This is a genomic window from Desulfoluna sp. CLI2B (assembly GCF_056847375.1).
Genome location: NZ_CP186557.1, coordinates 820,007 through 831,020, shown reverse-complemented (window position 1 = coordinate 831,020; position 11,014 = coordinate 820,007). Strand labels below are relative to the sequence as shown.

General features: G+C 56.9%; 10 protein-coding genes and 1 pseudogene. All 11 read right to left on the bottom strand.

The window, feature by feature from the left end:
- Positions 1-198: 198 nt before the first annotated feature.
- Complete coding sequence (locus ACOYW2_RS04090) at positions 199-474, bottom strand: hypothetical protein (protein ID WP_482769482.1); 276 nt, start codon at positions 472-474, stop codon at positions 199-201.
- A 206-nt stretch (positions 475-680) separates the two neighbouring features.
- A complete protein-coding gene (locus tag ACOYW2_RS04085; protein WP_482769481.1) occupies positions 681-1,100 on the bottom strand; it encodes a BatA domain-containing protein in 420 nt (139 codons plus the stop codon).
- 62 nt (positions 1,101-1,162) lie between these two features.
- Positions 1,163-1,843: a hypothetical protein gene (locus ACOYW2_RS04080; RefSeq protein WP_482769480.1), complete on the bottom strand. Its 681-nt coding sequence runs from the start codon at positions 1,841-1,843 to the stop codon at positions 1,163-1,165.
- Entirely contained in the window at positions 1,843-2,337 is a 495-nt protein-coding gene (locus ACOYW2_RS04075) for a DUF58 domain-containing protein (protein WP_482769479.1), read from the bottom strand. The genes ACOYW2_RS04080 and ACOYW2_RS04075 overlap by 1 nt, the downstream gene beginning before the upstream one ends.
- A 76-nt stretch (positions 2,338-2,413) precedes the next feature.
- A pseudogene (locus ACOYW2_RS04070) lies at positions 2,414-2,605 on the bottom strand (DUF58 domain-containing protein); the annotation flags it as partial.
- A 112-nt stretch (positions 2,606-2,717) separates the two neighbouring features.
- Positions 2,718-3,692 (bottom strand): AAA family ATPase, encoded by a 975-nt coding sequence (locus ACOYW2_RS04065; RefSeq protein ID WP_482417339.1) that lies wholly within the window; start codon positions 3,690-3,692, stop codon positions 2,718-2,720.
- Positions 3,693-4,251: 559 nt separating this feature from the next.
- Entirely contained in the window at positions 4,252-4,743 is a 492-nt protein-coding gene (locus ACOYW2_RS04060; protein WP_482769478.1) for a cytochrome P460 family protein, read from the bottom strand.
- Between the two features lie 657 nt (positions 4,744-5,400).
- A complete protein-coding gene (locus ACOYW2_RS04055) occupies positions 5,401-6,321 on the bottom strand; it encodes a transposase (protein WP_482769477.1) in 921 nt (306 codons plus the stop codon).
- 204 nt (positions 6,322-6,525) lie between these two features.
- Positions 6,526-7,902 carry an aldehyde dehydrogenase family protein gene (locus tag ACOYW2_RS04050; RefSeq protein ID WP_482769476.1) on the bottom strand — a complete coding sequence of 459 codons (1,377 nt, stop codon included), beginning with the start codon at positions 7,900-7,902 and terminating at the stop codon, positions 6,526-6,528.
- Positions 7,903-7,984: 82 nt separating this feature from the next.
- Positions 7,985-9,649: an acetolactate synthase large subunit gene (locus ACOYW2_RS04045; protein WP_482769475.1), complete on the bottom strand. Its 1,665-nt coding sequence runs from the start codon at positions 9,647-9,649 to the stop codon at positions 7,985-7,987.
- Positions 9,650-10,069: 420 nt separating this feature from the next.
- Positions 10,070-10,966: a LysR family transcriptional regulator gene (locus ACOYW2_RS04040; protein WP_482417345.1), complete on the bottom strand. Its 897-nt coding sequence runs from the start codon at positions 10,964-10,966 to the stop codon at positions 10,070-10,072.
- Positions 10,967-11,014: the final 48 nt, after the last annotated feature.

The window sequence follows — 11,014 nt, the reverse complement described above, 5'->3', positions numbered from 1 at the left end:
AGGCAAAGGAGATCGCCTGCGCCGCATGCCGCCCCAGGCGAAGAGCGCGGCCACGGCAGGTACGAGCCAGATCAGGTAAAGCATGTGTGAGTCTGCAAAGGTCATGGTACCCTCAAAAATCGTGTGTTACCCAGGATGACGGAGGCCAGGAGAAGCGCCACGGCCAGGAGAAGGGGAATGCGGTAGTACTCGCGATCTTCAGTTCCAGGAGGTCGCCCTCGCTCCCGCTCTTTTCCATGCGGTCGATGATGGCCCAGATCTGTGCATGCCTTCGGCGTCCTCGGCCCGGAAGTAGAGACCGCCGGTCTTGGCCGCGATCCCTTTCAAGGTCTCCTCGTCCATGGAGACCTCCTGATAGACATAGCGCTTACCGAACAGGGGATGGTTCACAAGGAAGGGCACCTTGCCCTTGGTGCCCACGCCGATGGTGTAGACCTTGACGCCCCGTTTGGCGGCCAGCTCGGCAGAGAGCATGGGGGTGAGTTTGTTCCCTGCGGTGTCTATTCCATCGTGAGGGCACGATGACGTTGGAGGTGCTCTCGATGTCTTCCAGACGCTTCAGGGAAATGCCCAGGGCATCGCCGATGGCCGTCTGCTCCCCTGCCGCGCCGATCTCCACCTCTTTAAGGATTGACGAGATGGTGTTGTAATCCCGAGTCAGGGGTATCTGGGTGATCCCTTCAGTGCCGGAACAGACCAGCCCGATGCAATCCCCCGTTCCCAGCCGCCACGAACCGGTCCACCACCTCTTTGACGGCGTCCAGGCGATTGACGGTCTTGTCCTCACGGGTAAAGTCCAGGGCGGCCATGCTGCCCGAGGTGTCCAGGGCAATAACGATGTTGACCCCGGCGGTCTTTACCATGCTGTGCTCAACACCCAAGCGCGGCCGAGCAAGGGCAACGATCATCAAAAAAAGGGCCACAAAGGCACACAAAGGCACCAACTTCGCGCCGGACACGGCCCAGGACCGCTCCACCAGAGAAAAGGAAACGGTGGTGGACACCCTCAAGGCCGGTGCCTTGCGCCGCCGACCCGCCCACCAGAGGACCGGAAAGGCCCCCATCAAAAGAAACGCCCACGGCGTTGCAAACTCAAACATGTTATGCCTCCGGCAGGTCGCGTGAAAGCGCCCCGCAAAAACGTTTCAGGTGGAGGACCCACTCAGTCGTTATCTGGTGCATCCTCGTCCGGATCCCGGGCCGTGTCCGTGACAAACCGCCGGATGGCGGAAAAATCCCCGGCCATGATCCCGGCGTCGGGCGCGATTCCGGCAAACTTCACGGGCTCGGCGTGGGCAAACAGACCGGAGACCGTTTTTTTCTGGTCAGGAGTAACCGGCAGGCCGGACAAGGCCGGAAGCAGCTCTTCTGCGGTCATCTCCGGGGCATCCAGGCCAAAGCGCCCCTTGAGGTAGTGCTTTGCTGTTTCGGAAAGCTCAAAGTAAAAGGCCTTGCCGTCCTGTGTCATAAGGGGCTCGATGCGATCCAGGGCCATGAGGGCCAGGGCGTCCGGCGGCTGGTAGATCTCCGGGACCTTTTTCGGGCCCTGCTTGCGCCGGAACCAGAGCCAGAGCCCTGTAAGCACCAGGACCACGACCCCAAGGGCAAGCCCGCCATAGAACATGGCCTTCTTCACCCCCGAGGAGAGCCCGGTGAATCGAGGCGGGGCGATGTCGTGGATATCGGTCATGGGGGCCTTATCCGGGGCCTGGGGAGCAATGGCGGGGGAGTCAGGCGCAAGAGGTGCGATGGGCTGGGATGCCTCATCGGCGTGCAGGCAGGTCACGGCCAGGCCAAACACCAGAAACAGAGCCAGAAGAATCTTTTGAATCGGGGATGTCATCAGCGCCTCCTCCCTTCCCGCCAGGTGAAGTACCGGGTAAGGGCGTCCGTGGTGGAGGCCTCGGTGGAGAGCTCGATGACGTCCAACCCGGCGCGCTTCATCTCATCCATGATCTCTGCCTTTTCGGACAGCTTGACCTGGCGTACCTTTTCCCGGCACCGGCGGTTGGACACGTCGAGGACCACGGTGCGGCCGGTTTCAAAATCCCGGGTGGTGAGGAGCCCGCCGGAGGGAAGCAGAAAATCCCCGGGGTCGGAAAGGAGAATGGAGATGAGCTCATGTTTTCTTCCCACCAGCCGCAGGGTGCGGGTGCAGGGGTCGGAGAGGAAATCGGAGATCACGAAGCTTACCGTGCGCTTGCGGCAGACCCTCGCCAGAAAGGCCACGGCCTCTTCGATGTCGGTGCCCCGGGATGATGGGGTAAAGGTAAAAATCTCCCGGATAACTCGCCAGATATGGGCGGAGCCGTTCTTGGGGGGGATGTACTGCTCCACCCGGTCGGTCGCGGATCACCACTTTGTCCCCGTTTTTGATGGCGTTGAAGGCGATGACCGAGGCCACCTCCGCTGCCTTGTCCACCTTTAAGTTCTCCCCGGTTCCGAAAAACCCGGAGCGGCTCATGTCGATGAGGAGCATCACCACCATTTCGCGTTCTTCGCGAAACTGCTTGATAAAGGGGCGGCCCATGCGGGCGGAGACCTTCCAGTCGATGCTGCGGATCTCATCTCCGGGGGTGTACTCCCGCACCTCTTCGAACTCCATGCCCGCGCCTTTGAAGACAGATCGGTAGTGCCCCGCCATCATGGTATCGGCCATGCGGCGGCTTCGGATATGGATCCGCTTGATTTTTTTCAGCACCTCGGCAGGCAGCATATCAGGGCACCTCCACCCTCTCGAAGAGCCGCTCGATGATGGTGTCTGTGGTGATGTCCTCTGCTTCCGCCTCGTAGGAGGCGATGATACGGTGGCGCAGGACGTCCGGCGCGATCTGTTTGACGTCCTGGGGGGTCACGTAGGTGCGGCCCTGGAGAAAGGCCCAGGCACGTGCCGCAAGACTCAGGAAAATGGTGGCCCGGGGGGAGGCGCCGAACCGGATCCATGCGGCCAGGTCGTCGTCCACCTCGGCAGGCTCGCGGGTAGCGCAGACTAAATCCACGATGTAGTCCCGGAGCTTTTCGTCCATGTAGATTTCGTGGATCAGGTCGAAGATGGCCGAAAGGTCTGAGGGGGAGAGGACCGCACGAATCGCTTCCGGGACCTCGAACCCCACCCGGCGCATGATCTCTTTCTCTTCGGACTTGCTGGGGTACTCCACGAGGAGCTTGAACATGAAGCGATCCACCTGGGCTTCGGGAAGGGGGTAGGTTCCCTCCTGCTCGATGGGGTTCTGGGTGGCCAAGACGAGAAATGGGTCGGGAAGGGGGAAGGTCTGGTCTCCGATGGTCACCTGGCGTTCCTGCATGGCCTCCAGAAGCGCGGACTGCACCTTGGACGGGGCCCGGTTGATCTCATCGGCAAGGATAATATTGCGAAACAAGGGCCCTTTGCGCGTGACGAAATCCGATGACTGGGGGCGGTAGATCTCGGTTCCCACAAGGTCTGCCGGCAACAGGTCCGGAGTGAACTGAATGCGCTTGAATTCAGCGTCCACGGCGTCGGCAACGGCCTTCACCGCGCTGGTCTTGGCAAGGCCCGGCACCCCTTCGATGAGAATATGCCCACGGGTGAAAAGTCCCATGAGCAGCCCGTCTACCAGTTTCGTCTGTCCCACAAGCACCTTGCCGATCTCCTGGCGAACGGCGTTGATACGGCCATGGGCCTCTTCCACTTTTGCTTTGAGTTCTTCCATATGTAGTTTCTCCGGTCAGCTCAGACATGAGGTTCAACCCGAACACGTTTGGGGCTCAACACAATCACGCGACAGTCATCGTTTTTTCCAGGTCCGCTGCTCCATTTCAGGATAACAGAGTAAACAAGCTCCGACGACGAGGGTGGCAAAGCCACGGTAGCGGCATGTTTCTCGAAAGCAGGTTGCAGTTTCCCTGTTACGGGATTCAAGAGGATCGTCCATACAACACCCTGCGATCGTTTCCTTTACCAAAGCACGCAGGACGTCAAAATACAGTCCCATTGCTTCAAAGAATGGCAGCAAATATATAATCATTTTGGGGTCAGGTTTCAAGGGGAACAAAACCGGTACAGACCCCTGCCGAAACACTTTCCATAAGGTTCACACAAAAAAAACCGCATATCTCCCAAAGGGAAACATGCGGTCACTTTACACCCCGCCACAACAGCAGAACAAATGACTTCTTTGTAATGTTACGCCGACGGAAACACATCTGTTTCCGGTCCCTGTTCAGGGAACGAGGCAGCAAGCATGCCCGTGCCTTGTGGCCTGGGGCAGTTTACTCCTCTTCCGCACCAAACCCGTGAACCATGATGTAATCCTGATCCACCATGGAGGCATGGCAGTCGATGCATCCCTGGGGGCGCCCGAATTTTTCCGCTTTTCCCTCGGGGCTGTACTTTACCCAGAACCAGTCGCCGGCCTCGGGATTATAGCCTTTGACTTTGTACATGATCGTGACGGCTTTTAAATCCTTTCCCATCTCATCACCGTAATTCTCTTTGACAATAAGGGTGCCGTACCGCACGGGGGGCTTTTTGGAATCAAGGCCCAGCTTGTTCACAAACACCTTGTGGAAGGGTCCATGGGGCGCGCCCCCGGCTTGGAGCCCGACGTGATCTCCCCAGAATCCCCAGGAATCATAGGCGGACACCTCGGTGATGTATCGCCACAGTTTATCCGGATCGGGCTCCGGTTTCATGGCGTTGACCACCCCCACACCGATAATCATCCACACGACCACAGCGGCAAGCATCCATCGTTTCTTCATGGCGGCTCTCCCTCTTCTGGTTTGGTATCCCTGTTGTTGGTGTATACGTTGCGTGAAGCCCCGTGTTTGAAGCACTCCGGGGCGCTGTTGCCATGATGGGCAAAACAAAGGCGATGCCACAGGCTCAGAGTCTTTTCAGGATCGGTGGAAGAAAGGAACGCGACAGATATAACCCATTGAGGATTCATAACATTCAACCATCACACTATACATCATTAGTCTCCCTTCATCCCCTGCACAATTTTATTTTCTTTAGGAGTCAGGCAAATGTTCTTAAAAAACGTCGAGTATGGTTTCGATGCCAATTGAGGAAAACGAAAGGATGGATTGGAAAACAAAAAGGGTCAGGCAAAAAATTGACAAAAAACAAATCCGTTCTTCGGACAAATATGCAGACGGCTCTCCACTCAGCCGACAACGCTTATGGAAGTAATTCTCGTTATAAAAGAAACTAAATTTTCATATGCCATCAGGCAAACAACCGTCCCGGTAAAAATACGTGTAGCGTCCCCTCAAGATCCGCCTTTCCGTTTACTGCTCTTTATCAAGAAGACAAAACCACGCGGCCACCGGATGCTCTTGATCTCCCGATCCTTTCTGCACGCGCACGTCACCTTGCCAACACACCCAGCGTGAGTCCGCCATAAGCCAAACCCTTCAGACACGGCTCAAACGCTTCAGTGTAAACAGCCCCTCGAACCCTGATATTTCACGGGGAACCCTTTTTCGCTTAGCCGGAACAGACGATTTGAAATGATGAATCATCCCTTCAACAAAACTCTGGGAGCCGATGACACCGGAATCCGTAAAAAACCTTGCACGATATTCCAAGCACTTTGCCTTACCTATTCGAAAACCGCTCTTAATTTCCTTTTCAAGGATACTGCTTTCAATTTTTGCGGCTCCCACTTTGTCAATGGCACTGGCATGGTAGACATATTCACGGTACCTGATGAGTCGCTCGTCCGAAGAAAACGTTCCGAATTCCAAAAGGCCAAAATCATCGCACAGAAACGTGTCCCGGTTCCCGGTCTGCGCATGGTACCCCAGCGAGCACCAGCGATAATCCTCCGGGCGATTGACGATCCCCGCCCTGACAGGATTTAGGTCTATGTACGCCAGGCAGTTGAGCATCGCGCCACCGTCTTCGACAATGACGCTTTTAAATCGATCCCCCCACAGCGTCCCTTTCCGGTCCCTTCTCTTGTTATAAAACCTCGAAAACGTCTGTTTTACCTCTTTGACATATTCTGAAAGGTTGCACCATTTCGACTTTAACCGTGCCATCTCCGACTCTGGAAACACGCGTTTGGAGCCATACCGCAAAACATATCGCCGCCTTATTTCAGCATCGGTTGCGGCGAGATCAGGATGCACGACAACGAGGATATGAAAATGATTCCCCATGATGCAATACCCCTGAACATCGACAAAATAGACGGTACTGAGCCATTTGATGAGCCGTACCAACTCATCTTTGTCCCGAGGGTCAAAGGGAAGCCCGTCCAGGGCGGTTCGAGAAATAATGTGATAGGCACAGGCCCGATCCGGCACAAGCATTCGAAGGCTGCGAGGCATACATAACCTCCTTATCGAATCATATGGCATCGAAATGACGGGATGCTGGTTCTGAGTTGAAAAGAATGATGGCAAGAGACAAAAAATATCGTGCAATTTTCAACACATAATCATGTGACATGATACAAGGAATTTTGTCAAGTTGATTTGCCTGACCCTTTTTTGTTTTATAAGCGGTTGGGTAATGAGCCCAAGCCTGAACCCCTACCGGTGATGAAGAACGATCAATTTTTCCTGGGTCATCTCACGCATGGTATAGCCGATGCCCCCGACACCCAGGCCGCTCTCACGCCTGCCGCCAAAGGGCATCCAGTCTACCCTGAAGGCGGTATGGTCGTTGATCATGACGGCCGATGCGTCAAGGTGACGGGCAACGTGCATGGCGGTATCGATATTCTGGGTAAACACCGAGGCCTGGAAAGCCATCTTGACGCTGTTGGCGCGTCGCACCGCTTCGTTTACGTCCTTACAGGGGTAGACACAGATCACCGGCCCGAAAATCTCTTCCGTGGAAACCCGGGCCGCTTCGGGGGGGGCCATAACAATCGTCGGGGCGTAGGCGGATTCGGCCACCTTGACGCCGCCACACAGCACCTGGCCTCCGTCCTTGACCGCATCCTTCACCCACTCATCTACCCGGTCCGCTTCCCCGGAATGAATCAAAGGCCCCACATCGGTGGTGCTGTCGGTGGGATCCCCCACAATCAGTGTCGATGCGGCCTGGGCCATCTTGGCTGCGAGCTCCCCTGCAATGCCCTTCATGGCAAAGACCCGTTGAACCGACACACACACCTGGCCGGCATGATAGAATCCACCTTTCATAAGGGGAGGCACCAGAAGGTCCAGGTCAACCCCTTCTCCCACAACCACGGGAGCCGCGCCCCCATGCTCAAGGCCGCACCGGGTCCCCGGCGCCAATTTGCTTCGCAGCCCCCACCCCACCGTTGCCGAGCCGATGAAACTGAAATAATCAACGCGGGAATCCGTCACCAGCGCTTCTGCCTCTGAACGGCCGAGGAGCGCCACCTGGCACCAGGCTTCGGGAAGCCCGTTCCTGTGCAGGCACTCCACCAGCGCCAGGCATGACAAAGGCGTCCGCGTGGCCGGCTTGACAATGACCGGACATCCCGTGGCCACCGCTGGCATCACCTGGTGAACAATCAGGTTCAAAGGATGATTGAACGCGCTCACCGCCACCACCACGCCGATGGGTTCTCGGATCGTCACGGCAAGACGTCCGGTGGAGGCAGGAGTCAGCCCCATGGGCACCTCCCGACCGGACATGCGGCCCATCTCCTCTGCGGCCAGCTCAATGCCGCCGATGGCACGGGTCACCTCCACCCTGGCGTCCATGAGGGGCTTTCCCCCTTCCCGCGCAAGAGGGGGCACCTCATGCCGCGCCTTCACATCAGCCGCGGTTTTCAACAGGATCTCCCGACGCTCCCACACGGGAAGCCACGCCTTGCAACTCCGAAGAACCCCCGTGGCCTTGTGCAGCAACTCTTCCACATGGGCTATACCGCCCATATGCAACGTTTCCAGAACCTTCCCATCCCATGGGGACCGCACCTCCACCTTCATATCGTCCTCCTCATAAAATTCTGTTTATTGTTCAATGAGTCCGACGCATAAAGCGACGCAAAAGGCTGCCCGCCGTCACCAATCACAACAGGCACACCCGGGCGGCCAGCTCATCAATCAAGACCCGCTGGTTTTCCGAATAATCCACCGGCACCTCAATAAGGTGAACCCCTCCCCGCTCAAAGCAGTCCTCCATCAGCGGCAACAACGCGTCAGCTTTCGCCACCCGGTGCCCGCCTGCGCCGTATGCCTTTCCATAAAGCACAAAATCAGGGTTCCCGTATTCCAGGCCCCAATCCGCATACCCGACCATGGACTGCTTCCAGCGAATCATTCCATAGGCGTCGTCCCTCAACACCAGAACAACCAGGTTGAGGCCCAACCGAACGGCCGTTTCCATCTCCTGGGAGTTCATCATGAATCCTCCGTCCCCACAGACGGCCATGACCCGTCGGCCAGGGTTGAGCATGGCCGCCACCATGGCCGAGGGCAAGCCAGCCCCCATGGTGGCCAGGGCGTTGTCCAGCAAGATGGTGTTGTCCATGTTGGTCCTGTAATTTCGGGCAAACCAGATTTTGAAGATACCGTTGTCCAGGGCGACGATGCCGTCCGGCGGCAACACCTTGCGAACATCCGCCACCACCCTCTGGGGCAACAAAGGAAACCTGGGAGAGTCGGCGTCCATCCCCATATGCCCGAGCACCTCCTTGCGGATCTTCATAAAGTAGGAAAAGTCGTGGTGGTCACTCTTGGCAAGCCTCTCCGTAAGTCGCGTGAAGCTGTTGCCGATATCCCCCACCACATCGTGCTGCGGAAAATAGACGGTGTCCACCTCCGCCGGGCTGTAGTTGACATGAATCACCGTCTTGCCCCCGGGCACCATGAAGAAAGGCGGTTTTTCCACCACATCATGACCTGCGTTGATCACGAGATCCGCCCGGTCGATGGCACAATGCAGGTAATCGTTATCCGACAGTGCCGCGGTGCCGATATACAACGGATGGGCCCCGCCAATGACGCCTTTGCCCATCTGGGTGTTGAAAAAGGGGATCCCGGTCTTCTCCACGAACGCCTTCAACGGCTCGATCACCTGCTTTCGGTTGGTCCCGGCCCCGATAAGCAGAAGCGGCGAGACAGCCGCCTCAATCATCTCAGCCGCTTTTTCAATGGAGGTACGAGACGCACAACTAAGACAGGGTGCCCTTCGCGGAATCAGGTGCCAGCCCTCCACCATCTCGCCTGCAATGTCCTCGGGCAGTTCCAGATGCACCGGCCCGGGCCGTTCCTCCTCGGCAAGGCGGAAGCATTCACGGACAAGGGCAGGGACCGTATTCCCATGGACAATCTGACGGGTGAACTTCGTCAGGGGGCGCATCATGCTCACCACATCCACGATCTGAAACCGCCCCTGCTTGCTCCGGGTAATGGGCTTCTGCCCGGTGATCATCACCATGGGCATGGCACCAAGCCGGGCATAGGCCGCACCGGTCACGAGATTTGCCGCTCCTGGGCCAAGGGTGGCCAGACACACCCCGGCACGACCGGTGAGCCGTCCATACGTCGCAGCCATAAAGGCAGCGGCCTGCTCATGCCGGGTCAAGACCAGCTGGATGGTGGACGTGCGAAGGGCCTCCAGAAAATCGAGGTTCTCCTCACCCGGCACGCCGAACACATGCCGAACGCCCTCTCCTTCGAGGGCTTTCACCAAAAGCTCAGAGGTTTTCAAGGGAATGCCGGAAAGGGACATGAGGCTTCTCCCGAAAAGGTTTGGCTTCCGGCACCGCGACACCGCCGCAAGCAAAGAGAAATTCCACAAACAAAACATTGATCAGGCTGCCAGAAAAACAGTTCGTCCTTCAGCTTGCATGAGGATTAAAGACCTTGTGACGCGATGCAGCCCGTTCCTGCCTTCTGTGGTTCAAGTGAATGGAAAAGCCTGCCTTCGGCGGGCCTGCCGAGGAAAGGCGTTAGGTGCGTTCTTATGGGCTGGTTGTATAGTAAGGAAGGGAAGACTCGGTTTTCGCAGGTGTCGGCGCAAAAAGAGATGGAAGGACAACAATTTATTATGACACCAAATTATCACAGTTACCCTGCCGGGACAAGCAATGCCCCGGCAGGGCAACCTTAGATAGGGTGACCCATGGGGAAATGGCAGGGCAGGAACGGCTTAGCGCGACATGCCGTCCCAGCTACGGGTAAATTCAATGAAGGCGGTGATGAGCGAGCTCATGAACTTGTTTTTGTGCCAGATGGTATAAAAGGACCGCGTAAACGAATACCCTTCCACGGGGAGCCTGAACAAAAGGCCGTATTTCAGCTCTTTTTGCACACTGTACCGGGAAAGGCACGAAACCGTGTCCCTGTTGGACAGAATCGATTTTACCGCACCGGTATGGTCCAACTCCATATAGACGTTCAGCGCTTTGGACAGATCCCCCAAATGGCCCATGAAGGTCTCTCGGGTACCGGACCCCTTTTCACGGAGCACCCAGCGCCTTCCGAGAAGCTCCTCCATGCGGTAGGGCTCCTCCCGCACCAGGGACGCATCCCCGGTGACAATGTAGAGCTCATCCTTGCCGAGGACCTCGTGCTGGATATCCAGGCCGTCGTACTCCCCTTCGATGAACCCCATGTCCACACGGCCGCTTTCAATAAGAGAGGCCACCTCATGGGTGTTGCCCGTCTCCATCTTAAAGCTCACCCCGTCGTGGGTCTGCATGAAGCTGTAGAAGATCTTCGGAATAATATAGTTTGCGATGGACGAACTCACCCCCACACGGATCTCTCCATGAAGGTGCTCATCCCTGAAGATGGACTCCGCCTCCTTCAGGCCAAGCACAAGGTGCTCCACCCGCCCGAGGAAAAGCCGCCCGTTTTCATTCAACACGATCTTTTTGTTGATCCGATCGAAAAGCCTCGTCTCCAGAATCTCTTCCAGGGACTTGATGGCCATGGATACGGCCGACTGAGTCAGCCCCACCTCTTTGCCCACTTCCCCGATGTGCGGCCTCTTTGCCAGAGCCAGGAACAACTCCAGCTGCCGTAATGTCATGCGCATCTGCATGGTAACATCATCTCCTTGATATAGAACCGAAACGTGCCGGTATGTCTG

What these genes read in the sequence shown, in the direction of transcription:
- ACOYW2_RS04090 (WP_482769482.1), bottom strand. Translation starts at nt 474, where the DNA reads ATGCTCTCTGCCGAGCTGGCCGCCAAACGGGGCGTCAAGGTCTACACC.
- ACOYW2_RS04085 (WP_482769481.1), bottom strand. Translation starts at nt 1,100, where the DNA reads ATGTTTGAGTTTGCAACGCCGTGGGCGTTTCTTTTGATGGGGGCCTTT.
- ACOYW2_RS04080 (WP_482769480.1), bottom strand. Translation starts at nt 1,843, where the DNA reads ATGACATCCCCGATTCAAAAGATTCTTCTGGCTCTGTTTCTGGTGTTT.
- ACOYW2_RS04065 (WP_482417339.1), bottom strand. Translation starts at nt 3,692, where the DNA reads ATGGAAGAACTCAAAGCAAAAGTGGAAGAGGCCCATGGCCGTATCAAC.
- ACOYW2_RS04060 (WP_482769478.1), bottom strand. Translation starts at nt 4,743, where the DNA reads ATGAAGAAACGATGGATGCTTGCCGCTGTGGTCGTGTGGATGATTATC.
- ACOYW2_RS04055 (WP_482769477.1), bottom strand. Translation starts at nt 6,321, where the DNA reads ATGCCTCGCAGCCTTCGAATGCTTGTGCCGGATCGGGCCTGTGCCTAT.
- ACOYW2_RS04050 (WP_482769476.1), bottom strand. Translation starts at nt 7,902, where the DNA reads ATGAAGGTGGAGGTGCGGTCCCCATGGGATGGGAAGGTTCTGGAAACG.
- ACOYW2_RS04045 (WP_482769475.1), bottom strand. Translation starts at nt 9,649, where the DNA reads ATGTCCCTTTCCGGCATTCCCTTGAAAACCTCTGAGCTTTTGGTGAAA.
- ACOYW2_RS04040 (WP_482417345.1), bottom strand. Translation starts at nt 10,966, where the DNA reads ATGCAGATGCGCATGACATTACGGCAGCTGGAGTTGTTCCTGGCTCTG.